Origin of the sequence: Microbacterium sp. No. 7, assembly GCF_001314225.1 — a bacterium.
In the GTDB taxonomy this organism is placed as follows: domain Bacteria; phylum Actinomycetota; class Actinomycetes; order Actinomycetales; family Microbacteriaceae; genus Microbacterium.
The window spans coordinates 4,435,576-4,457,628 of the sequence record NZ_CP012697.1 but is presented as its reverse complement, the minus strand read 5'-3'; the positions used below and the strand labels follow the sequence as shown (position 1 = coordinate 4,457,628).

At 73.0% G+C, this 22,053-nt stretch carries 19 protein-coding genes; 11 read left to right on the top strand and 8 right to left on the bottom strand.

Annotated elements, in window-relative coordinates; translation table 11 throughout:
- Positions 1-4: 4 nt before the first annotated feature.
- A complete protein-coding gene (locus AOA12_RS20615; protein WP_054687285.1) occupies positions 5-1,834 on the top strand; it encodes an ABC transporter ATP-binding protein in 1,830 nt (609 codons plus the stop codon).
- A 33-nt stretch (positions 1,835-1,867) separates the two neighbouring features.
- Positions 1,868-2,923: a VanZ family protein gene (locus AOA12_RS20610; RefSeq protein ID WP_054686618.1), complete on the top strand. Its 1,056-nt coding sequence runs from the start codon at positions 1,868-1,870 to the stop codon at positions 2,921-2,923.
- Between the two features lie 6 nt (positions 2,924-2,929).
- Here AOA12_RS20610 and AOA12_RS20605 read toward each other — a convergent pair whose 3' ends face one another.
- From AOA12_RS20605 to AOA12_RS20585, 5 genes are all read right to left on the bottom strand, one after another.
- Positions 2,930-4,144 carry an amidohydrolase gene (locus AOA12_RS20605; protein WP_054686617.1) on the bottom strand — a complete coding sequence of 405 codons (1,215 nt, stop codon included), beginning with the start codon at positions 4,142-4,144 and terminating at the stop codon, positions 2,930-2,932.
- 59 nt (positions 4,145-4,203) lie between these two features.
- Positions 4,204-5,316, bottom strand: coding sequence for a LacI family DNA-binding transcriptional regulator (locus AOA12_RS20600; RefSeq protein ID WP_082406433.1), 1,113 nt, complete (start codon positions 5,314-5,316; stop codon positions 4,204-4,206).
- Between the two features lie 184 nt (positions 5,317-5,500).
- Positions 5,501-7,159, bottom strand: coding sequence for a glycoside hydrolase family 13 protein (locus AOA12_RS20595; RefSeq protein WP_197281007.1), 1,659 nt, complete (start codon positions 7,157-7,159; stop codon positions 5,501-5,503).
- Between the two features lie 260 nt (positions 7,160-7,419).
- Complete coding sequence (locus AOA12_RS20590) at positions 7,420-7,839, bottom strand: PIN domain-containing protein (protein ID WP_082406432.1); 420 nt, start codon at positions 7,837-7,839, stop codon at positions 7,420-7,422.
- Positions 7,839-8,111: an AbrB/MazE/SpoVT family DNA-binding domain-containing protein gene (locus AOA12_RS20585; RefSeq protein WP_082406431.1), complete on the bottom strand. Its 273-nt coding sequence runs from the start codon at positions 8,109-8,111 to the stop codon at positions 7,839-7,841. The genes AOA12_RS20590 and AOA12_RS20585 overlap by 1 nt, the downstream gene beginning before the upstream one ends.
- Before the next feature lie 73 nt (positions 8,112-8,184).
- On the opposite strand from AOA12_RS20585, the gene AOA12_RS20580 reads away from it, so the two are divergent.
- The 4 genes from AOA12_RS20580 (at position 8,185) to AOA12_RS20565 (ending at position 11,850) form a co-directional block, all read left to right on the top strand.
- Entirely contained in the window at positions 8,185-8,739 is a 555-nt protein-coding gene (locus AOA12_RS20580; protein ID WP_054686615.1) for an adenine phosphoribosyltransferase, read from the top strand.
- Positions 8,740-8,899: 160 nt separating this feature from the next.
- Positions 8,900-9,331: a DUF1761 domain-containing protein gene (locus AOA12_RS20575; protein WP_054686614.1), complete on the top strand. Its 432-nt coding sequence runs from the start codon at positions 8,900-8,902 to the stop codon at positions 9,329-9,331.
- A gap of 237 nt (positions 9,332-9,568) precedes the next feature.
- Positions 9,569-11,086 carry a nucleobase:cation symporter-2 family protein gene (locus tag AOA12_RS20570; RefSeq protein ID WP_082406430.1) on the top strand — a complete coding sequence of 506 codons (1,518 nt, stop codon included), beginning with the start codon at positions 9,569-9,571 and terminating at the stop codon, positions 11,084-11,086.
- Between the two features lie 149 nt (positions 11,087-11,235).
- The gene (locus AOA12_RS20565) at positions 11,236-11,850 is read left to right on the top strand and encodes a helix-turn-helix domain-containing protein (protein ID WP_054686613.1); all 615 of its coding nucleotides are present in this window, start codon (positions 11,236-11,238) and stop codon (positions 11,848-11,850) included.
- A 283-nt stretch (positions 11,851-12,133) separates the two neighbouring features.
- On the opposite strand, the gene hpxO is transcribed toward AOA12_RS20565, so the two are convergent.
- The 3 genes from hpxO to uraD all read right to left on the bottom strand — a co-directional run bounded on the left by hpxO (position 12,134) and on the right by uraD (position 14,441).
- Positions 12,134-13,333 carry an FAD-dependent urate hydroxylase HpxO gene (hpxO, locus tag AOA12_RS20560; RefSeq protein WP_054686612.1) on the bottom strand — a complete coding sequence of 400 codons (1,200 nt, stop codon included), beginning with the start codon at positions 13,331-13,333 and terminating at the stop codon, positions 12,134-12,136.
- A gap of 276 nt (positions 13,334-13,609) precedes the next feature.
- A complete protein-coding gene (gene uraH / locus AOA12_RS20555; protein ID WP_054686611.1) occupies positions 13,610-13,930 on the bottom strand; it encodes a hydroxyisourate hydrolase in 321 nt (106 codons plus the stop codon).
- A gap of 1 nt (position 13,931) precedes the next feature.
- Complete coding sequence (gene uraD, locus AOA12_RS20550) at positions 13,932-14,441, bottom strand: 2-oxo-4-hydroxy-4-carboxy-5-ureidoimidazoline decarboxylase (RefSeq protein ID WP_054686610.1); 510 nt, start codon at positions 14,439-14,441, stop codon at positions 13,932-13,934.
- 173 nt (positions 14,442-14,614) lie between these two features.
- On the opposite strand from uraD, the gene allB reads away from it, so the two are divergent.
- The 5 genes from allB to AOA12_RS20525 all read left to right on the top strand — a co-directional run bounded on the left by allB (position 14,615) and on the right by AOA12_RS20525 (position 21,973).
- On the top strand, positions 14,615-16,009 hold the full coding sequence (gene allB / locus AOA12_RS20545) for an allantoinase AllB (RefSeq protein WP_054686609.1): 1,395 nt from the start codon (positions 14,615-14,617) through the stop codon (positions 16,007-16,009).
- Position 16,010: 1 nt separating this feature from the next.
- Complete coding sequence (locus tag AOA12_RS20540; protein WP_231637265.1) at positions 16,011-17,162, top strand: acetamidase/formamidase family protein; 1,152 nt, start codon at positions 16,011-16,013, stop codon at positions 17,160-17,162.
- A gap of 352 nt (positions 17,163-17,514) precedes the next feature.
- Positions 17,515-19,170 carry an AtzH-like domain-containing protein gene (locus AOA12_RS20535; RefSeq protein WP_054686608.1) on the top strand — a complete coding sequence of 552 codons (1,656 nt, stop codon included), beginning with the start codon at positions 17,515-17,517 and terminating at the stop codon, positions 19,168-19,170.
- The gene (locus tag AOA12_RS20530; protein WP_082406428.1) at positions 19,167-20,522 is read left to right on the top strand and encodes a pyridoxal-phosphate-dependent aminotransferase family protein; all 1,356 of its coding nucleotides are present in this window, start codon (positions 19,167-19,169) and stop codon (positions 20,520-20,522) included. The genes AOA12_RS20535 and AOA12_RS20530 overlap by 4 nt, the downstream gene beginning before the upstream one ends.
- Positions 20,522-21,973, top strand: a complete 1,452-nt coding sequence (locus AOA12_RS20525; protein WP_054686607.1) for a Zn-dependent hydrolase — start codon at positions 20,522-20,524, stop codon at positions 21,971-21,973. Before AOA12_RS20530 ends, AOA12_RS20525 begins: the two co-directional genes overlap by 1 nt.
- The last annotated feature ends 80 nt before the right edge of the window (positions 21,974-22,053 follow it).

Below are 22,053 nucleotides of genomic sequence, written 5' to 3'. Positions count from 1 at the left end.
CGGGATGCGCGACGGTCGAGACGGCGGTCGACAGGGCGGTGCGCGCAGTCGTCTGCGCAGCGGCGACGAGATCACCGGCGTGCAGGCGCTGCGGCAGGGGATCCGGATCAGCCCCGAGATCGTGCGCGGGCTGTGGGTGACGATCCTCGCCGCCGTCGTCGGAACGGCGGGACGGGCGATCGTGCCGATCGCGGTGCAGCTCGCCCTCGACGACGGCATCAACGCGCCGGGGGGCGTCGACGTCGCGTACCTCACGCAGATGATCGCCGCGGCGGCGCTCGCCGTCGTCGTGACGGGGCTGTCGACGCGGTGGATGACGGTACGGCTGTTCGAGCGCTCCGAGGGCGGATTGGCGACGCTGCGCGTGGCGGCCTTCCGGCACGTGCACGAGCTGTCGGTGCTCACCCAGGCGACCGAGAGCCGCGGCGCGCTCGTGTCACGGGTGACCGGCGACGTCGACCAGATCAGCAGGTTCCTCGTGTCGGGCGGCATCGTCGCGATCGTCAGCGCCGGCCAGGTCGTCGTCGCGACCGTGATCATGCTGTTCTACAGCCCCGAGCTGACGCTCGTGGTGTGGCTGTGCTTCCTGCCGCTGGTCGTCTCCCTGCCGTTCGTGCAGCGGATGCTCGCCGCGTCGTATGCGGCGGCACGGCGAGCGATCGGCCGGATGACGGCGTCGATCGCGGAGTCGGTCGTGGGCATCGGCACCGTGCGCAGTCACGCGATCGAGCAGCGCATCGAGCAGCGCATCGACCGCTCGATCGCCGAGTTCCAGGCCGTCAGCACCCGGTCGCAGACCGTGTCGGTGCTGGTGTTCACGAGCGGCGGGCTCGCCGCCGGCGTCGCGAACGCGCTGATCGTGCTCGTCGGCATCTGGCTGGGGATCCAGGGGCGGGTCACGAGCGGCGAGGTGCTGGCGTTCGTCTTCCTGGCGACGCTCTTCGTCGCCCCGCTGCAGAACGGCGTGCGCATCATCACCGAGATGCAGAACGCGCTCGCGGGGTGGAAGCGGGTCATCGGCATCCTCGACACGCCCGTCGACCTGACCGATCCGGGCGACGCGGGGGCGCGGCCGCCGGCGGGGCCGATCGGGATCCGCTGCCGGCGCGTGGGGTTCGCGTACGGGGCCGGTGCGGGCTCAGGCGACGATGCGGGGGCGGCGCGGCGTGCCCTGGACGGCATCGACCTCTGCATCCGGCCCGGCTCGCGGGTCGCGGTGGTCGGCGAGACCGGTTCGGGCAAGTCGACGTTCGTGAGGCTGCTCGCGCGCCTCGTCGACCCCGACGAAGGCGCCGTGCTGCTGAACGGTATCGATCTGCGCGACGTGCCGAACGCCGAGCTGCGGCGCCGCGTGCTGCTCGTGCCGCAGGAGGGGCACCTCTTCTCGGGCACGCTCCTCGACAACGTCGGTGCGGAGCGGTCACGGGACGCCGTGCGGCGGGCGGCGCACGAGCTCGGCCTGGACGGATGGCTGGACGAGCTGCCGAACGGTCTCGACACGCAGGTCGGGCAGCGCGGAGAGTCGCTGAGCGCCGGCGAGCGTCAACTCGTCGCACTGCTGCGCGCGCGCCTCGCGAACCCCGAGCTGCTGCTGCTCGACGAGGCGACGTCGGCGATCGACCCCGCTCTCGACATGCAGCTCGCTCGGGCCCTCGAGCGCCTGCAGGCCGGCCGCACGAGCGTCACGGTCGCCCATCGCCTCGCCACGGCCGAGGCCGCCGACGAGATCCTCGTCTTCGACGCGGCCCGCATCGTGCAGCGCGGCACGCACCGGCGGCTGATCGCCGAGGGCGGCGTGTACGGCCGGCTGCATGCGGCGTGGGCGGGGGTGTGAGGGCGCGCGCGAGGTCGATGCGAGACTGTCAGGATGGTCGACGCAGTGTTCTCCGCCGCGGTGGCGATTCTGTTCGGCGCGGTCATCGGCGTCGCCCTGTTCGTGCCGTTCGTCGCGATCAGCTACCGGCGGCGCGGCGGCCTCACGCTCGGCCGCGGGCTCGTGTGGGCCGCGGCGCTCGTGTACTTCATCGCGATCTGGACCTACACGCTGCTGCCGCTGCCGCAGTCCGAGGACTACCGATGCGCGCCCGCGGTGCTGAGCTTCGAGCCGTTCGTGCAGGACATCGCCGACGCGATCGGCCGCGGACATCCGCTCACCGACTTCGCGCTGCTGCAGATCGTGTTCAACGTGCTGCTGTTCCTGCCGCTCGGGTTCTTCCTGCGGGTGCTCGCCCGGCGCGGCGTCCTCGTCGCGTTCGTCGTGGGCGCCCTGACCTCGCTGCTCATCGAGACGACGCAGCTCACGGGCGTGTGGGGGCTGTTCCCGTGCGCGTACCGCATGTTCGACGTCGGCGACCTGCTCACCAACACCACGGGCGCCGTCGTCGGCTCGCTGCTCGCGCTTCTCGTTCCGCGGCGCTGGCGCGACGCCGAGGTGACGGATGCCGGGGTGCCGCGCCCGCTGACCAAGCCCCGCCGCCTGCTCGCGATGCTGTGCGACGCGCTCGCCGCGGGCCTGCTGAGCTTCGCCGTCGGCATCGCGGTGCAGGTGTGGCTCGAGTACGGCGCGGGCGACCACGCCGCCGTGCTCGACGGATCGGCGGCATCCACCGCCTCGACGCTCGTGCCGATCGTCGTGTGGGCCGTGCTCGTGCTCGCCACCGGCCGCACCGTCGGCGACATCGCCGTGGAGCTGCGGTACCGCGGCGGACCGCTGCCCGCGCTCGTCGCCCGCCCCCTGCGCTTCCTCGGCGGCATCGGCGGCTACCTGCTGCTCGGCGCGACGCCCTGGCCGTGGACGCAGCCGCTGTTCGCCCTCGTGGCGCTCGTCGCCGCGGCATCCACCGCCGGCGGCGCGGGCCTGCCCGCCTGGCTCTCCCGCCAGCGGCTGACGGATGCGCGGGCGGGGGAGGCGGCTGCGGAGTAGGGCGTCCTACCCCAGAAACTCCCGCGCCGCCGTGACCAGCGCGCTCACGCCGACCTCGATGGTGGGGTGGATCACCGGTGCGAAGAACGGGGAGTGATTGGTGGGGATGTCCTCGTTGACGGTGCCGCGCTCGACGGCATCCTGATAGGTCTGCGGGTCGAGGCCGCCCCAGAACCAGAAGACGAGCGGCACGCCCGCCTCGCGGGCGAACCACGAGACGTCCTCGCTGCCGGTGAACATGCCCGGGTCGATGACCGTGCCCTCGCCGAAGGCGCGCGTGAACGCGGCCGAGACGCGCGCGGTCGCGTCGGCGTCGTTGATCGTGGGCGGCAGCGTGTGGTCGATGACGATCGTCGGCTCCTTCTCGGCGCCGGACGCCGCGGCCTCCGCCCGCACGATCCGCTCGACCCGGGCCATGATGTTCTCGCGCGCCGCGTCGTCGGGGTAGCGCAGGCTCAGCGCGAGCGTCGCCTCAGCCGGGATGATGTTGTTCTTCAGCCCCGCGTGGATCGATCCGACCGTCACGACGCCCATCTCGCGGGGGTCTATCTCGCGCGAGACCACGGTCTGCAGGCGCATGACGGTCGCGGCGGCCATCACGATCGGATCGATCGTCGCGTGCGGGCGCGAGCCGTGGCCGCCGCGGCCGTGCAGCGTGACGGTGAGTCCGTCGGAGGCCGCCATCTGCGTGCCCGGGCGCACGCCGATCGTGCCGACCGGCAGGGGGGTGAGGTGCTGGCCGAGCACGATGTCGGGCTTCGGAAAGCGGTCGAGCACCCCGTCGGCGATCATCGCCTGGGAGCCCGCGCCGTACTCCTCGGCGGGCTGGAACACAGCGACGATCGTGCCGCTCCAGTCATCCTTCGTGTGCACGAGCCGTTCGAGCGCGCCGAGCAGCGCCGTCACGTGCATGTCGTGGCCGCACGCGTGCATGACCGGCACCGTGTTGCCGGCCGGGTCGACGCCGTGCACGGTCGACGCGTAGGCGAGGCCGGTCAGCTCCTCGACGGGCAGGCCGTCCATGTCGGCGCGCAGCCACACGACGGGGCCCTCGCCATTGCTGATGGTGGTGGCGATGCCCGTGCGCCCGATCCCCTCGACGTACTCGATGCCGAGCCCGTCGAGCTCGCGGGCGATGACCCCTGCGGTGCGGGTCTCCTGGAACGACAGCTCGGGGTGGCGGTGCAGGTCGATGTAGAGCGCTTCGAGGTCGATGGCCATGGCGTCGAGCCTACGCCGGGGCGGCCGGTGCAGGGGATGCCGGGGGCGCCCGTTCCGGGTCACTCCGCGGGCGGGGCGGTGGAGGTGCGTGTCACCAGTTCGAAGGGGAGCGGCTCCGAGAGCACCGTCGCGGAGATTGCTGGCACCCTCGCGGGGATAACTGGCACCGTCGTGGAGATATCTGGCACCCTCGCGGGGACAACGGGCACCGTCGCGGGAGGGGCGGCGGGTGGGGTGGGGTCGTCCGTGGCGGTGAGCAGCGCGAGCATGTGCTCCGCGGCGCGCTCGCCCTGGCGGCGAGGGAACTGGTCGATCGTGGTGAGGCCGAACAGCTCGCCCATCTCGTGGCCGTCGACGCCGACGATCGACAGGTCGTCGGGCACGCGCAGCCCGCGCTCGCGGGCGGCGAAGATCGCGCCGAACGCCAGCTCGTCGGATGCCGCGAAGATCGCGGTCGGCGGTTCCTCCCGCTGCAGCAGCTCGAGCGTCGCGCGCCGCCCGTCGGCGACCGTGAAGTCGGTCTGCACGAAGACGGGGCACGGCACACCGGCATCCGTCATCGCCTCCACGAAACCGTCGTGTCGCTGCGTCGGCACGTCGCAGCCCGCCCCCGGACCCTTGCTGTTGCCGATGTGCGCGATGCGGCGGTGCCCGAGCGCCAGCAGGTGCGCGACCGCGGCGCGCGCGACGGCGCGGTCGTCGACGCGCAGGGCGGGCACGCGGGGCGACGGCGTGCCGAGGCCGACGACCGGCAGCCCCAGACCGAGCAGCGCGTCGATCTCGTCGTCCGACAGCGTCACCGTGAGCGCGAGGATGCCGTCGACCCGGCCGCGGCGCAGCGACGTCTCGAAGAGGAGCTGCCGCTGCGCCGCGTCGTCGGTGAGGTCGTACAGGGTGAGGTCGTAGCCGTGCGGCGCGAGCCGTGCGGCGATGCCGTCGAGCACCGTCGCGAAGTACCAGCGGCCCGTGAGCGACACGAGCACGCCGACCGACATGGTCTGCCCCGTCGCGAGGCTCGCGGCGGTCGCCGAGGCGACGTATCCGAGCTCGTCGGCGACGCGTCGCACGCGCTCGCGCGTCTTCTCCGAGACGCGCCCGCGCCCGCTCAGTGCGCGGGAGACGGTCGTGGCCGACACCCCCGCGCGCCGGGCGACGTCGTCGATGCCGGCCACGGCTACCCCCGGCCCGTCCGCTGCCGCCGGTCGGCCTCGGCGGCCTCGGGGGTCGCCGTGTACGACTCAGGAGATCCGGACGCCGCGAATCGCGCGTTCCGCGGAATCACGCGGGTCTCCGGAGCGGATGCCGCGAATCTTCCTGAGTCGTGAACGACACGCCCTCGCCCGGCCACGGTCGTGCTCAGTCCGCCAGCAGCCAGACGGCCGTGTCGGCCGGCAGCTCGGCGCCCTCGAAGGCCGAGCTCGCGACGACGAGCGTGCCGGACGGCAGCGCGACGGGCTCCGACCCCAGGTTCACGACCACGGTCACGGCGCCGTTGCGCACCGCGATGACGTCGTCGCGGAAGCCGTCGAGCCACTCCAGCGACCCCGCGCCGAGGTCGTACTGGCGGCGGTTCGCGAGCAGCGTGCGGTACAGCCACAGCGTGGAGGCCGGGTCGCCCTCCTGTGCGTCGCGGGCGAGCGCGGCCCACTCCGCGGGCTGCGGCAGCCACGACGCGCCGGTCTCGTTGAAGCCGTACGCGGGCGCGTCGGCGACCCACGGGATCGGCACGCGGCATCCGTCGCGACCGTAGCGCTCGCCGTCGGTGCGGAACCAGGTCGGGTCCTGACGCACCTCGTCGGGCAGGTCGGTCGCCTCGGGGAGGCCCAGCTCCTCGCCCTGGTAGAGGTACGCCGACCCCGGCAGCGCGAGCATGAGCGTCGTCGCGGCGCGGGCGCGGCGCAGGCCGAGCTCGGGGATCGGTCGGGCGGTCGAGCGCGGGCCGATGCCGCCGTCGCGGGCCGTGTCCTCGGTGAGCGCGAGGCGCGAGGCGTGACGGATGACGTCGTGGTTCGACAGCACCCACGTCGCCGGCGCGCCGACGGCGGGGTAGGCGCGCAGCGACTCGGAGATGACGGCGCGCAGGTCGTCGGCATCCCACTTCGTCGTCAGGTACGGGAAGTTGAAGGCCTGGTGCATCTCGTCCTGGCGCACCCACAGCGCGGTCTCGTCGACGGTGGGCAGCCACGCCTCGGCGCACAGCGCGCGGTCGCCGTCGTACTCGCGCAGCACGGCGTTCCACTCGCGGTAGATGTCGTGCACGGCCTCCTGGCCCCAGTACGGCGCGACGTGCTCGCCGCCGCCCATGGCGGGGTCGTCGCTGAGCTCGTGGTCGGGCAGGTCCTCGTGCTTGACGAGGCCGTGCGCGACGTCGACGCGGAAGCCGTCGACCCCGCGGTCGAGCCAGAAGCGCAGCACGTTCGTGAAGAACTCGTGCACCTCGGGGTTGTTCCAGTCGAAGTCGGGCTGCGTCACGTCGAACAGGTGCAGGTACCACTGGCCGTCGGCGACGCGGGTCCAGGCCGGGCCGCCGAAGACCGACTGCCAGTTGTTCGGCGGCAGCTCGCCGTTCTCGCCCGTGCCGTCGCGGAACAGGTAACGGGCGCGCTCGGCGCTGCCGGGGCCGGCGGCGAGGGCCTGCTGGAACCACTCGTGCTCGCTCGAGCTGTGGTTGGGCACGAGGTCGACGACGACGCGGATGCCGCGGGCGTGCGCCGCCGCGAGCATGCGGTCGAAGTCGGCGAGCGTGCCGAAGCGCGGGTCGATGTCGCAGTAGTCGGCGACGTCGTAGCCGGCGTCGTTCTGGGGGGACGTGTAGAAGGGGCTCAGCCAGATGGCGTCGACGCCGAGGGAGACGAGGTCGTCGAGGTGCGCGGTGATGCCCGCGAGGTCGCCGATGCCGTCGCCGTTCGCGTCGGCGAACGAGCGCGGGTACACCTGGTAGATGACGGCCGAGCGCCACCATTCGGCGCCGATGCGGTTCTCGCCGATGGGCGCGAGGGTAGAAGCAATGGTCATGCCCACGATCATAGCGCAAGCGCTTGCGCACACAAGGGGTTTCTTGCCCTGTCTGGCCCCTCCTCGCCCGCCTCCCTTGCCCTCACCTCCCTTGCCCGCCTCTGGGGTTCCCGCCCCTGGGGTTCAACCGCGGCGAAGTGCGGGTTGCGCAGCGCGGGACCCGCACTTCGCCGCGGTTGAGATCGATGGTGCGGTCAACCCAGGGAGCGGGGAGGGGGGCGGGGAGGTGTGTGTGCAGGACAGGGCAGGATGCCGGGCGCTCAGCCGGCGCCCAGCAGCCGCCATCCCAGGCGGTCGGCGGCGTCGCGGTCGAAGGTGACGGTCTCGCTCGTGCCGAACAGCTCCATGGTTCCCTGGATGAGCGCGTCGGCGAAGTCGGCGCCGTCCTCGGCGAGGCCGAGGGCGCGCACGACGCTCTCGCCGTCGTCGAACTCGAGAACCTCGGTTTCGACGAGCCTGCGGATGAGTGCAAGGCATGCGTCGCGCGAGTAGTGCTTGCTGCGCGCGATCACCCAGTACACCTCGGCGAGAGTGACCTGCGTGACGAAGCCGCGGTGCTCCGTCGTGAGGCTGCGGAGCAGGCCTTCTGCGTGCGGTGTCTGCGCGGGGTCATCCTGCAGCACCGCGCGAAGGATGACGTTCGTGTCGATGCCCGTCAGGCGCGTGACGCCGGGGAACATCAGCTGCGGCCCTGGGTGATCCCGCGCATGCCGCTCTCGGCTCCGCCCTCGGCGATCGCCTCGTTGATCTGCTCGATCGTCAGCGGCGGCACCGACGGGTCGTGCAGCATGCCGATGAGATCGCTCACCTTCCCCGTGCGGGGCACAAGGCGGAAGTGCCCGCCCGGCATCCTGACGAACATGATCTTCGAGCCCGCCGTGAGGCGCAGCTCGTCGCGGATCTCCTTGGGCACGGTGATCTGCCCCTTGCTGGTCATCGTGGCGCTGGGCATGCCGGCTCCTTCTGCTCGAGCGTTCTTCCTCCCATCCTCTTCTTTTCCTTAAGCTCGCACAAGAGCCTTACCAATGAAGAAATGTAAGGATTGGTCCGCCCGCTACGCTGAACCCGTGCCCGATCTCGCCCGTGCCGAGTCGCTCATCGCGACGATCCCCGACTTCCCCGAGAAGGGCGTCATGTTCCGCGACATCTCGCCGCTCCTGGCGGATGCCGAGGGCCTGCGCCGCGTCGTCGACGCGCTCGCCGCGCCGTTCGCCGGCGCGTTCGACGTGGTCGCGGGCGTCGAGGCGCGCGGGTTCCTGCTCGCGGGCGCCGTCGCGATCGCGACCGGCGTGGGCATGGTGCCGATCCGCAAGGCGGGCAAGCTGCCCCGCCCCGCGGCATCCGTCACGTACGACCTCGAGTACGGCACCGCGACGATCGAGATGGCCGACGACCTGCCGTCCGGCACCCGTGTGCTGCTCGTCGACGACGTGCTGGCCACGGGCGGCACGCTGCGGGCGGCGCAGCGTCTGCTTGCGTCGCTCGACCACCGCCTCGCCGGAACCGCGGTGCTGCTCGAGCTCGACGACCTCGACGGGCAGCACGCCTGCGGCCCCGTGCACTCCGTGTTCCGCGTCTGACGTCACTCCTGACGTCGCGTCACCGCTGACGCCCGCCCCTGGCGTCGCGCCATCCGCGACGTCACCTCTGACGTCGCCCCACCCCTGGCGCCCGCCGCCGCGGGCGGTGTCGCTCGCGGCATCCTCCCGCTAGCCTCGGGAGCACACCGAGGAGGCTCCCATGATTCCCGAGATCAACTACGGCGCCGTGGCCGTGGCGACCGTACTGGCCATGATCATCGGATCGGTCTGGTACGCGCCGCCCGTGCTGGGCAGGCGCTGGTCGCGGCTGTCCGACGAGAAGCCGCCGCGCACGGGCGGCGAGGGCATCACCCGCATCCTCGTGTCGATCGTGCTGGGCTTCCTGCTCGCGTGGGTGCTCGCCGGCTCGGTCGCGATCGCGTGGCACTTCTACGGCGGCTCGTACCTGTCGTCGGCGCTCGTGACGGGCGTCACGCTGTGGGCCGGGTTCACCGCCGGGCGGCTCATCGTGCACGACGTCATGGTCGGCCGGCCGTCGCAGCTCACGGTGCTGAACATCGCGCACGAGCTCGTGCTGGTGATCGCGATGTCGCTCGTGATCGGACTCTGGCCGCCCGCCGGCACCGTCTGAGACCGCCGTCCGATCCCCGCCGCCCGCCGTGCCATCGCCCGGCGGGCGGCGGTTTGTTGCGCCCAGAATGCGGGAGATCGCGCGAGTGTTGCCGAGTTGTTTCGGTCCGTGAATTTTCTGAAACGGATGCCGTGAACCCGCGAATCGGCCTTTAGTCCTGGCTTAACGTCAGTGCCACGACGGCGTGCGCACCCGCTCCGCGCACCGCACCGCACCCGCACAGACAGGAGCACGGACATGGCAGCGACAGCGAGCACCCCCACGGTGGAACGAAAGAAGAAGAAGCGGGAGACGGGCAATACCGTCGACGCGATCCCACCCCTCGCGCGACTGTTCCCGCTCGGGCTGCAGCACGTGCTCGCGATGTACGCGGGCGCCGTGGCGGTGCCGCTCATCGTCGGCGGCGCGATGCAGCTCAGCCCCGCCGACATGGCCTTCCTCATCAGCGCCGACCTGTTCGTCGCGGGCCTGGCGACGATCGTGCAGTCGATCGGGTTCTGGCGCTTCGGCGTGCGCCTGCCGCTCATGCAGGGCGTCACCTTCGCGGCGGTCGGGCCGATGATCGCGATCGGCACCTCGCCCGAGGGCGGCGGCATCACCGACATCTTCGGGGCGACCATCGCCTGCGGCGTGTTCATGATCCTGGTCGCGCCGTTCTTCTCACAGCTGCTGCGGTTCTTCCCGCCGATCGTCACGGGCACCGTCATCCTCATCATCGGCCTTTCGCTCATGCGCGTCGCGGCCGGCTGGATCACGCAGGGCGGGGACGAGAACGGCGCCGACCCGCTCAACGTCGGCTTCGCGGCGGGCACGCTGCTGTTCATCATCCTGATCGAGCGGTTCGCGCCGCCCGCGCTGCAGCGCGTCTCGGTGCTGCTGGGCCTCGTGGTCGGCACGCTCGTGGCGCTGCTGGTGCCGGGCATGGTGCACTGGGACAGCGTGGGCGACGCCGCCTGGTTCGCGATCATCACGCCCTTCCACTTCGGCCTCCCGACCTGGAACATCGCGGCGATCGTCTCGATGATCATCGTCGGCATCGTCATCATGACCGAGACCACGGGCGACATGATCGCCGTCGGCGAGATCGTCGAGAAGCCCGTCAACCGCCGCAGCCTCGCCGACGGCCTGCGCGCCGACGGCCTGGGCACCGTGCTCGGCGGCATCTTCAACACGTTCCCCTACACCGCGTTCGCGCAGAACGTCGGCCTCGTCTCGCTCACGGGCGTGCGCTCGCGCTACGTCGCGACGGCCGCGGGCGTCATCCTGATCGTGCTCGGCGTCATCCCCAAGGTGTCGGCGATCGTCGAGGGCGTGCCGCGCGCGGTGCTCGGCGGCGCGGGCATCGCGCTGTTCGGGATGGTCGCCGCGAGCGGCATCCGCACCCTCACCAAGGTGAAGTTCAACAACAAGAACATCCTGGTCGTGGCGATCTCGGTCGGCATCGCCCTGCTGCCGACGGTCGCGCCCACGATCTACCACAACTTCCCGACGTGGTTCACGCTCATCTTCGAGTCGGGCATCTCGGCCGGCGCGATCGCCGCGATCCTGCTCAACCTGCTGCTCAACTCGGAGCAGCTGCGCAAGCAGGCCGCCGACGACCCCGACATCAGCGCCCACGACGCCGTGCGCGGCCCCGCCGCCGCCGCGCTCATCCACCCCGAGGCCGAGGGGACCGGCCTCATCCCCACCCAGCCGCTCAACCCGCCGCCGGGCGAGAAGCACGCCGACGACGGGCCGCCCACCAAGGACGCATAGCCCGCGAAGGCGCCAGCCTGGGTTCAACCGCGGCAGTGTGCGGGTGTGGTGAGACCGCACCCGCACACTGCCGCGGTTGAATGGTGTGGGATGCCGGGGGCGCCGGCGCGCGCGACCTCTTAGACTCGACGCGGGGAGAGGGAGTGGGCATGGCGGATCGGCAGGACGTCGCGGCATCCATCGGCGCCCGGCTGCGGCGGCTGCGCACGGCGTCCGGTCGCTCCCTGGCCTCCGTCGCGGAGGCCGTCGGCATCTCCTCCAGCGCCCTCTCGCAGATCGAGACGGGCGCGATGCAGCCGTCGGTCAACCGGCTGATCGAGATCGTCGCCGAGCTCGGGGCCCCCGTGTCGGCCATCTTCGACGACCACGACGTGCTGCAGCCGCAGGCGCTCGCGGCCGGCACGAGCGAGCCGATCCCGGGCGTGCACGTGAGCGTGCCCGACGACGCGACGGCGCCCGTGCTGGGACAGGGCGTCGTGTACCGGCGGCTCACGCCCGTCGCGCTCGAGGGCATCGACCTGTTCGAGACGACGTATCCGCCGGGCACGTCGTCGAGCGTCGACGGCGCGATGCTCGTGCACGCCGGCTACGAGATGGGATCCGTCGTGACGGGCATCCTCGTGTTCGAGTTCACCGAGGGCATGGTCGAGCTCGGCCCCGGCGGCTCGCTCGCCTTCTGGGCCACCCGCCCGCACCGGGTCGTGAACCCGTCGGCGGATGCCACTGCCGTCGCCATCTGGCTCACGCTGCGCGACCGGGCGTAGCGCACGCGCGCGTCGTTCGACCGCGGCGCGCCCGGGCGCACCTGGGCGCCTCGGCGCGCCTGGGCGTACCACCGCGGCGCGCCCGGGCGTACCACGGCGCGCCTGTTGTTCAACCGCGGCAGAGTGCGGGTGCGCGCGTCGGCGATCCGCAGTCTGCCGCGGTTGAACCTCGGGGACCTCGGGGACCTCGGGAACCTCGGGGACCTCGGGGAAGGCGTGGAGGTGGGACGAGGGAGGGGATGAGGATGCGGGAGGGTGGGGCAGCGGCCTCGGCATCCCTCTCCTACAGCACGTCCTCCAGAACCCCCGCGCCGAGGTTGACCGGGCTCTCGTCGATGTTGCCGATGATGCCGCGCAGGATGTCGCTGCCGTCGGTCGTACGCAGGCTCTCGTACCAGGCGGTCGTCGCGGCCTCGTCGTAGGCGTGCGTCTCGTCGCCGCGCTTGCGGGCCCGCAGCACGAGCTCGCCGGCGCGCTCGGCGCGGATCTTCTCGTAGCGGCGCAGCGTGTCCTCGACGCTCACGGTGTTCGTCGCGACGGCGATGCCGAGCGCGAAGGCGTCTTCGAGCGCCGAGCACGCGCCCTGCCCGATGTCGGGGGCGGTGTTGTGCGCGGCATCCCCGAGGATCGCGACACGCCCCTTGACCCAGTTCGGGAACGGCGTGATGTCCCAGATCTCCACGCGGTTGAGCGAGACCTCGGGGTCGATCGCCGCGATCAGGCGCTGCACGCCGGGCGCCCAGCCCGCGAACGTCTGCTCCAGCGGGGCCGTGCCGTCGGCGCGGTCGTAGGGCACGCCGGCCGGCTGCGGCACGTCGAACCAGAAGTAGAAGCGGTCGCCCGCGACGGGCATGACGCACGCGCGCTTGCCGTCGGCGACATAGCTCGTCCACTGGTCGGCGGGGCCGATCCCGGTGTCGGCCGGGATGAGGCCGTTGTAGTTCGTGTAGCCCGAGTAGGCGCGCTCGATGCGCGGCGTGCCCTCGGGCGTCACGTAGTCGCGCGTGATGGAGCGGGCGCCGTCGGCGCCGATGAGCATGTCGGCGGTGTCGGTGGAGCCGTCGGCGAAGGTGGCCGTGACGGTCGCGCCGTCGTCGGCGAGCGCGACCATGCGCGTGCCGAGATGGATGTCGGAGGTGCCGAACCGCTCCATCAGCAGCGCCTGCAGGTCGGCGCGCGCGACGGGGTAGGGCTTCTGCCCCGTCGTCGCCGTCACGGGGTCGAGCGAGAACCGGCACAGCGTCTCGCCGGTGCGGCCGTCGCGGTAGGACATGTAGTCCATCGCGCCGCCGAGCGCGGCGACCTCATCGGTGAGGCCGAGCCAGTTGAGCACCTTGACGCCGTTCGACCACAGCGACAGCGCCGCCCCGACGGGCTTGTTCTCGCGCATCTGGTCGTAGATGACGACCTCGTGTCCGAGCCGCTTCAGCGCGATGCCCGCGCTCGTTCCGCCGATGCCGGCGCCGATGATGATGACCTTCATATCCGCACGCTATTCGCGCCGTGTCACGGGGTTATTTCGTCACCGATGCCGCGCCGTTAAGCCATGGCTTCACGTGCGGGGATGGCCGCCCGCGTCCCGCCCCGCGCCTCGCCCCGCCGCCGCGCCGCGCCGCGCCGCGCCGAGATGGTGGGTTTCTCGCCGAGATGGTGGGTACCATGTCGTGGCAAAAGACACCATCTCGGCGTGGATGCCACCGTTTCGGTGAGAAACCCACCATCTCGGCGAGGCGGCGGGCGGGGCGTCGCGGGCCGGGGCTCAGCTGCCGCGGTAGGTGGAGTACGCGAAGGGGCTCAGCAGCAGCGGGACGTGGTAGTGCGGGGCGTCCGCCACGGCGAAGGCGATCTCGACGCGGGGGTAGAAGGCGTCGACGGCCCGAGCCGCGAAGTAGGGGCCGACGGCGAAGCGCAGGGTGTACTCGCCCGCGGGCAGGACGTCGGGGCCGAGGCCGAGCCGCCCATCGGCATCCGTGTCGCCCGTCGCGACGACCGCGCCGTCGGCATCGAGCAGGGTCACGGCGACGCCGACCGCGGGCGTGCCGCCCGTCGCGTCGAGGATGTGGGTCGTGAGGTGTGCCATGTCAGCCCTCCGTGTCGGATGCCAGGGTCGTGCGCAGCCGCAGCACCGCGATCTCGCGCAGCTGGGCGAGCGCCTCGGCGGTCTCGGCGTCGTCGGCGTTCCCGAGCCGGCGCTGCGCCTCGGCGAGCATCTCGGCGGGCGTGCGACCCGCCGCGCGAATGAGGAACACGCGGCCGAACCGCTCCTCGTACGCGGCGTTCGCCGCGGCCATCGCGGCCGTCAGATCGTCTCCTGCCGTGGACATCGCCGCCTGCTCGCGCCGCGACGCCGCGGCTTCGGCGCCCGTGCCGGCGGGCTTCTGCCCGATGCGGGGATGATGCGCGAGCGCCGCGTCGAGGTCGGCGGCCGTCCACGACCGCGCGGCGGCGTCCGCCGTCGCTGCCGCCGCGTCGACCGTGTCGTACGGGCGGCCGGCGACCACGGCATCCACCCAGGCGGGAACCGCGGCCCACACCGACACCGCCGCGGCGGCTTCGGCGGGCGCGGCGGCGTTGAACGCGGCGAGATCCATCCCGCGACAGTACCGCGCGCCCGTTTCCGGGGTGTTGCACGGCATCCGCCCCGCCCCCGCCGCCGCCCCGCCCAGGCTGTCGGACACCCCCGCACCCCGTGCGTGAAACACCCCGGAAATCCGCGCCCTCTAGCGTCAGGATTAAGCGATGCCTGAAGACGCGGGAGGATGCCATGGACGCCGGCTCGTTCGACATCCGCGCCGTGCGCACGTGGATCGACGGCGCCTTCCGGCCCGCGCAGATCCGCATCGAGAACGGCGTCATCGTCGACATCGGCCCGCCGCACCGCGGCCGCGCCGTCACGGTCCCCGACGACGCCGTGCTGCTGCCCGGGCTCGTCGACTCCCACGTGCACGTCAACGAGCCGGGGCGCACGGAATGGGAGGGGTTCCGCTCGGCGACCCTCGCCGCGGCGGCCGGCGGGGTGACGACGATCGTCGACATGCCGCTCAACTCCCTGCCGCCCACGACGACGGCCGAGGCGCTGGAGATCAAGCGCGCGGCCGCGGCATCCTCTTATATCGACGTCGGGTTCTGGGGCGGCGCCGTCCCCGAGAACCTCGGCGCGCTGAAGCCCCTGCACGACGCGGGCGTCTACGGCTTCAAGTGCTTCCTCTCGCCGTCGGGCGTCGACGAGTTCGGCCACCTCGACACCGCGCAGCTGAACGCGGCGATGGAGGAGGTCGCGGCGCTCGGCTCGCGGCTCATCGTGCACGCCGAAGACCCTGCGCTGCTCGCCCCCGACGGCGCGCTCGGGCGCGACTACGCGGCGTTCCTCGCGTCGCGTCCGCCCGAGAGCGAGCAGTCCGCGATCGCCGCCGTCATCGATGCGGCCCGCCGCACGGGCGCCCGCGCGCACATCCTGCACCTCAGCGACGCGCGCTCGCTGCCGCTGCTCGCCGCCGCGCGCGCCGAGGGACTCGACCTCACCGTCGAGACGTGCCCGCACTACCTCACGATCGTGGCCGAGGAGATCCCTGACGGCGCCGCCGAGTTCAAGTGCTGCCCGCCGATCCGCGAGGCGGGCAACCGCGACCTCCTGTGGCAGGGCATCCTCGACGGCGTCATCGACGCGATCGTGAGCGACCACTCGCCGTCGACGATCGACCTCAAGCGCGCGGGCGGCGGCGACTTCGGCCTCGCGTGGGGCGGCATCTCAGGCCTGCAGGTGGGGCTCTCGGCCGTGTGGACCGAGGCACGGCACCGCCGCATCCCGCTCGAGACGCTGCTGCCGCTGTTCACGACAGGCCCCGCGCGCGTCGCCGGACTGACGGATGCCGGACGCATCCGCGTCGGCGCCCCCGCGCACTTCACGGCGTTCGGTCCCGAGGACGTGCTGCGCATCGACGCGCGCCGGCTGATGCACCGCAACCCCATCTCGGCCTACGACGGTCGGGAGCTGCGCGGACGCGTGCGCCGCACGTGGCTGCGCGGCGACCAGATCTTCGACGTCACCGAGGGCGGTGCCGGCGAGGCCCCGCGCTTCCGCGGGCTGCCCGCGGGACGGCTGCTGACCGCGGCGACCGCCGCCCCCCGACCACACGAACAGGAGCTGCACCGTGGCTGACATCCTGCCCGCCGGCACCGCATCCGCCGGCATCGCGCAACCCGGCATCCTGCCCGCCGGCATCCTGCAACCCGGTCAGGGCCCCATCGCGGGCGACCACTACCTGCCCGCCCGGCCCGGCACCGTGCTGTGGGGGCGCCTGCCCTGCGCCGACGACGCGCCCGTGCTCGAGATCGCCCCGGGCGAGACCGTGACGATCGACACGGTCAGCCACGAGGGCGTGCTCGAAGACCAGGGCAAGGACCCGCTCGCCTACTTCACGGGCCACGGGGTCGCCGCGGGCGACGTGCTCGAGGATGCGATCGAGATCGCACGGGAGCTGTCGCGTGATCCGCAGAACGACGGTCCCCACGTCGTCACGGGTCCCGTCTTCGTGCGGGATGCCGCGCCCGGCGACCTGCTCAAGATCACGGTGCTCTCGCTGCTGCCGCGCGTGCCGTACGGCGTCATCTCCAACCGGCACGGCAAGGGCGCGCTGCCCGGCGTGCTGCCCCGCGGTCCCGAGAACGTGAGCGTGTTCGCGCCCGTCGAGCAGCGCGACGGCGGCGTCGTGGGCGTGCTGCCGCTGACCGACGGCGCGGAGCGCATCGTGGAGTTCCCGCTCGCCCCGTTCCTCGGCACGATGGGCCTGGCCGTCGCGGGCGGCGAACGGCCGCACTCCGTGCCGCCCGGCGCGCACGGCGGCAACATCGACATCAAGCTGCTCGTCGAGGGGGCCGTGCTGTACCTGCCGGTGCAGGTTCCCGGCGCGCTCGCCTACGTCGGCGACCCGCACTTCGCGCAGGGCGACGGCGAGGTCGCGCTCACCGCGCTGGAGGCGTCGCTGCGCGCGACGCTGCGGTTCGAGGTCGTGCCGCGCGAGGTCGCGCTGCGGGAGTTCGGCGAGCTCGCGGGTCCCCTCGTGCGCACCGACGAGTACCTCGTGCCCACGGGCCTCGACCCCGACCTGAACGAGGCCATGCGCAAGGCGGTGCGCGCCGCGCTCGACCTGCTGCAGGCGCGCTACGGCATGGACGAGCACCTCGCCTACGCCTACCTGTCGGCGGCGACCGACTTCGACATCTCGCAGGTCGTCGACATCGTGTGCGGCGTGCACGCCCGCATCCGCGAGGCCGACTTCGCCCGCGTCGCACGGACGGAGCCGTCGGCATGACGGCCGCTCGACGGCCGTTGTGCCGAGGCGGCTCCGCAGCCGGGCGGTCGAAACTCCTCCGATCCGGTGCGTCCGCCGGCGCAGTGCCGCGGGATTCCGCGGCACGCGTGCGCGGACGTGCGCGGATTGGAGGAGTTTGGGCGATCGGTGCCGCCGGCCCCGCCGTCATGGAGACCGTCACCGCGACAGGAGATATCACCGGTGCAGGACGATCCGGCGCGAATCCTCCTGCGTCGGTGATTTCTCCTGTGCTCGTGGGGCCTGCGCTCGTGAGGGACGGGCGGATGCGAAGGGGCGAGCGGATGCCTCACCTCCGGGCGCCGCACCCCCGGACCCCGAAGGAGCGCGGCGCATGACCCGCTACCCCGACGGCGTTCCCGCCGACCTCGTCGCGGCGTTCGAGGAGTACGAGCGCGCGATCGTCGCCAACGACCTCGACGCGCTCGACGCGGCGTTCGCGCCGGGCGCCGAGACGATGCGCGGGGATGCCGCGGGCCTGCTCGTCGGACACGACGCGATCAGCGCCTTCCGGGGCGTGCGCGGGGGCGTGCCGCCTCGCACGATCGAGCGCGTCGAGCACCGGCCGCTGGCCGACGACGTCGCCCTGCTCGTGTCGATCTCGCGTTTCGCGGGCGGCGGCACGGGGCTGCAGACGCAGGTGTGGCAGCGCCTCGACGGGCATTGGCGCATCACGGCCGCGCACGTCACGCCGCGGGCGCAGGCGCTCGACCGGTCGGTGTGGCGCACGGTCGGCGACCCGCTGTGGCAGGGCGCCTGGGAGGGTCCGCTGCGCGGGCTCAGCGTCGCCGTGAAGGACCTCTTCGCGATCAAGGGCTACCGCATCGGCGCGGGCAACCCCACCTTCCTCGACAGCGCACGGGCCGAGACGACCACGGCGCCCGCCGTGTCCGACCTGCTGCGCGGGGGCGCGTCGCTGCGCGGCATCGCGCGCACCGACGAGTTCGCGTACTCGATCGCGGGCGACAACGTGCACTATGGCACGCCGCCGAACGGCGCCCTCGCCGGTGCCCTGCCGGGCGGCTCGTCGAGCGGGCCGGCGACGGCCGTCGCGACGGGCCAGGCCGAGATCGGGCTCGCGACCGACACCGCGGGCTCGGTGCGCGTGCCCGCGTCGTACCAGGGCCTCTGGGGCCTGCGCACGACGCACGGGCTCGTGCCCCGCCAGGGTATGCTGCCGCTCGCGCAGAGCTTCGACACGGTCGGCTGGCTCACCCGCGACGGAGACACGATGCAGCGCGTCGCCGACTGGTGCCTCAGCTACGACGGCTCCGAGTCGACCGAGAGCGTCTACGGCGAGTCGAGCGCCGACCTGCCGTGGCGCTTCGCGATCCCCGCCGAGATCGTGGATGCCGCGGAGCCCGCCACCCGTGACGCTTTCGACGCCCTGCTCGCGCGGCTCGCGGCGACGGACGGCGCGCCGCGCGTCGAGCGGGTCTCGATCGGCGAGCTCGACGCGTTCTACCGGCCGTTCCGCATCGTGCAGGCCGCCGAGGCGTGGCGCAACAACGGCGAGTGGCTGCGCGCGCACCCCGGCGCCGTGGGCCCCGCGGTCGCCGAGCGGTTCCGCGCCGCCTCGCAGGTCACGCCCGAGGCCGAGGCGGCCGCCCGCGCCGAGCTCGTCCCGCTGCGCGAGAGCCTCGCGCAGCACGTGCGCGACGCGGTGCTGCTGCTGCCGACCGCCCCCGGCCCGGCGCCGCTGCGCACCGCGAAGGGCGAGCGGGTGGACGCCGTGCGGCACGCCACGCTGCGCATGAGCACCCCCGCCGCGGCGGCCGGGCTGCCCGCCGTCTCGGTGCCGCTGCTGACCGTGGCATCCTCCCTGGGCCCCGCACCCGTCGGCGTGTGCCTCGTCTCGCGCGCCGGCACCGACATCGCCCTCGTGCGCCTCGCCCGCGCACTGCACGCCCTCCTCGCGCCGGGCACAGCCGACGCCTCGCGCACGCCCGACGCGCCGGGCGCCCCCGATGAAGAAAGGCCGACGCCATGAGCTCCGGCATCCCCTCCGCCATCCCCGGCCCGATCGACCCGCCCGCTCGGCTGCTCATGGGACCCGGGCCGATCTCCGCGTATCCGAGCGTGCTGCGCTCGATGGCCGCACCGCTCGTCGGCCAGTACGACCCGTTCATGACGGCGGCGATGGGCGAGACGCAGGAGCTCTACCGGCGGGTGTGGGCGACGCGCAACGACGCGACGCTGCTCGTCGACGGTACGTCGCGCGCGGGCATCGAGGCGGCGCTGGTCTCCCTCGTGCGCCCCGGCGACCGCGTGCTCGTGCCCGTGTTCGGGCGGTTCGGCCACCTGCTCGCCGAGATCGCCGAGCGCGCGCTCGCCGAGGTGCACACGATCGAGACGGAGTGGGGCCAGGTGTTCCCGGCATCCGTCATCGAGGAGGCGATCGTGCGCGTGCGGCCGACGCTGCTCGCGCTCGTGCAGGGCGACACGTCGACGACGATGAACCAGCCGCTGGAGGAGATCGGCGCGATCTGCCAGAAGCACGGCGTGCTGTTCTACTCCGACGCGACGGCCTCGCTCGGCGGCAACGCGTTCGAGGCCGACGCGTGGGGCCTGGATGCCGCGACCGCCGGCCTGCAGAAGTGCCTCGGCGGGCCCAGCGGTTCGTCGCCCCTCACGCTCTCGCCGCGCGCCGTCGAGGTCGTGAACGCGCGCAAGAAGATCGAGGCCGGGATCCGCGAGCCCGGCGACGCGTCAGCGCCCGACTTCGTGCGCTCGAACTACTTCGACCTCGGCATGATCCTCGACTACTGGGGGCCGCGGCGCCTGAACCACCACACCGAGGCGACGTCGATGCTCTACGCGGCGCGCGAGTGCGCGCGCGTGCTGCTGCAGGAGGGCCGGGACGCCGTCATCGAACGGCACCGGGTCGCGGGTCTCGCGATGCTGCGCGGGGTCGAGGCGCTGGGGCTGACGGTGTTCGGCGACGTCGCGCACAAGATGAACAACGTCGTCGCGGTGGAGATCCCCGAGGGCGTGCCGGGGGATGCCGCGCGCGCCGCGCTGCTGGACGACTTCGGCATCGAGATCGGCACGTCGTTCGGGCCCCTGCACGGGCGCGTGTGGCGCATCGGCACGATGGGCTACAACGCGCGGCGCGACGCCGTGCTCACGACCCTCGTCGCGCTGGAGTCGGTGCTGCGCCGGTTCGGCGCCTCCGTGCCCGCGGGCGCCGGCGCCGAGGCCGCCCTCGACGTCTTCCGCGAGGGTGCTGATTCCCCTCGCGAGGGTGCCAGTTCTTCTCGCGAGGGTGCTGATAGTTCCCGCGAGGGTGCCGGCAGTTCCCGCGAGGGTGCCTCCGCGGCATCCCCCGCGCCGGAGGTGTGATGGCGCTGCTGCAGGCCTCGCCCGACGCCCTCGCCGCCGCCGCGCGGCGCGTCATGGCGCGCTGCGAGGAGCTCGCGCGCGTGACCGCGACGCCCGGAACGGTCGAGCGCGTGTACCTGTCGCCCGAGCACGCCCGCGTCAACCGCCTCGCCGCCGAGTGGATGCGCGAGCTCGGCATGCGCACGTGGCAGGATGCCGCGGGCAACCAGTGCGGCCGCATCGAGCCCGCCCGCGCGCACGTCCGCACCCTCGCCCGTCCCGCCCCGCGCTGGGAGCGGCTGGACGACGCGCCCGCGGCATCCCCCCACGAACGTCGGGGAATCCCGCGTGCTTCGGACGATCCCGCGGAGATCCTCCGAGGCCCGCGGGAGTCCCCGACCCTCGTGCACCGGCCCTCCGAGCATCCCGCGCTCATGCTCGGCTCGCACCTCGACACGGTGCTCGACGCGGGCAAGTACGACGGCATCGTGGGGGTGCTCATCGCGCTGGAGGTGATCCGGCTCGTGCGCGTGCCCGTCGAGGGCGGCTGGGCCGTGCCGCTGCCGTTCGCGATCGAGGCCGTCGCGTTCTCCGACGAGGAGGGCACCCGGTTCGGCAAGGCGCTGCTGGGCTCGTCGGCCGTCGCCGGCGACTGGAACGACGCCTGGTGGGAGCTGACGGATGCCGACGGCGTGACGCTGCGCCGCGCCTTCCTGGAGTTCGGGCTCGACCCCTCGCGCATCGGCGAGGCGGCCCGCCGCCCCGACGAGCTCGTCGGCTACCTCGAGGCGCACATCGAGCAGGGACCCGAGCTCGACCGCGCGGGCGAGCCGCTCGCGGTCGTGTCGTCCATCGCATCCGCCCGCCGGTTCCAGCTCGTCGTCGAGGGGGAGGCGCGGCACGCCGGCGGCACCCCCTACGACATGCGCCACGACGCGCTGCTCGGCGCCAGCGAGGCGGCGCTCGCCGTCGAGCGCATCTGCGCGGCCGAGCACCACATCGTCGGCACCGTGGGGCGCTTCGAGGCGTTCCCCGGCGCGGTCAACGTCATCCCCGGCGAGGTGCAGTTCAGCCTCGACCTGCGCGGCGAGTTCGACGGCACGCGCGACCACGCGTGGAGCGCGCTCTCCCGAGAGCTGGATGCCATCATGGCACGCCGCGGCCTGCGCTGGCGCGCCCGCGAGGTGCACAACGCGCCCGCCGTGTTCTGCGCGCCGCTGCTGCAGGACGTCGTGCGCACGGGCATCGGCTCCGTGCTGCCGGCCCGCGCCGAGGATGCGCCGGTCATCTTCAGCCGCGCGGGCCACGACGGGATGGCGATCGGCGCGATCACCGACGTCGGCATGCTCTTCCTGCGCAACCCCGACGGCATCAGCCACCACCCCGACGAGGCCGTGAGCGGCCGCGACGTCGGCCTCGGCATCCGTGCCCTCGCCGAGGCCGTGCTGCACCTGGCGGCCGAGCCACGGTAGCCCGGTACCCGGTGTTCCTCACCCCGGCCCCGCCCTTCAACCGCGGCAAAGTGAGTGTAGCGGGGTGGTGGCACCCGCAC

Excerpts from the sequence above, each read along its gene's own strand:
- AOA12_RS20595 (WP_197281007.1), bottom strand. The coding sequence starts at position 7,159 with ATGACCATTGCTTCTACCCTCGCGCCCATCGGCGAGAACCGCATCGGC.
- AOA12_RS20585 (WP_082406431.1), bottom strand. The coding sequence starts at position 8,111 with ATGCCCAGCGCCACGATGACCAGCAAGGGGCAGATCACCGTGCCCAAG.
- AOA12_RS20580 (WP_054686615.1), top strand. The coding sequence starts at position 8,185 with ATGAAGAAATGTAAGGATTGGTCCGCCCGCTACGCTGAACCCGTGCCC.
- AOA12_RS20615 (WP_054687285.1), top strand. The coding sequence starts at position 5 with ATGCGCGACGGTCGAGACGGCGGTCGACAGGGCGGTGCGCGCAGTCGT.
- allB (WP_054686609.1), top strand. The coding sequence starts at position 14,615 with ATGGACGCCGGCTCGTTCGACATCCGCGCCGTGCGCACGTGGATCGAC.
- uraD (WP_054686610.1), bottom strand. The coding sequence starts at position 14,441 with ATGGATCTCGCCGCGTTCAACGCCGCCGCGCCCGCCGAAGCCGCCGCG.
- AOA12_RS20610 (WP_054686618.1), top strand. The coding sequence starts at position 1,868 with ATGGTCGACGCAGTGTTCTCCGCCGCGGTGGCGATTCTGTTCGGCGCG.
- AOA12_RS20530 (WP_082406428.1), top strand. The coding sequence starts at position 19,167 with ATGAGCTCCGGCATCCCCTCCGCCATCCCCGGCCCGATCGACCCGCCC.
- uraH (WP_054686611.1), bottom strand. The coding sequence starts at position 13,930 with ATGGCACACCTCACGACCCACATCCTCGACGCGACGGGCGGCACGCCC.
- AOA12_RS20565 (WP_054686613.1), top strand. The coding sequence starts at position 11,236 with ATGGCGGATCGGCAGGACGTCGCGGCATCCATCGGCGCCCGGCTGCGG.
- AOA12_RS20535 (WP_054686608.1), top strand. The coding sequence starts at position 17,515 with ATGACCCGCTACCCCGACGGCGTTCCCGCCGACCTCGTCGCGGCGTTC.
- AOA12_RS20570 (WP_082406430.1), top strand. The coding sequence starts at position 9,569 with ATGGCAGCGACAGCGAGCACCCCCACGGTGGAACGAAAGAAGAAGAAG.
- AOA12_RS20605 (WP_054686617.1), bottom strand. The coding sequence starts at position 4,144 with ATGGCCATCGACCTCGAAGCGCTCTACATCGACCTGCACCGCCACCCC.
- hpxO (WP_054686612.1), bottom strand. The coding sequence starts at position 13,333 with ATGAAGGTCATCATCATCGGCGCCGGCATCGGCGGAACGAGCGCGGGC.
- AOA12_RS20590 (WP_082406432.1), bottom strand. The coding sequence starts at position 7,839 with ATGTTCCCCGGCGTCACGCGCCTGACGGGCATCGACACGAACGTCATC.
- AOA12_RS20575 (WP_054686614.1), top strand. The coding sequence starts at position 8,900 with ATGATTCCCGAGATCAACTACGGCGCCGTGGCCGTGGCGACCGTACTG.
- AOA12_RS20525 (WP_054686607.1), top strand. The coding sequence starts at position 20,522 with ATGGCGCTGCTGCAGGCCTCGCCCGACGCCCTCGCCGCCGCCGCGCGG.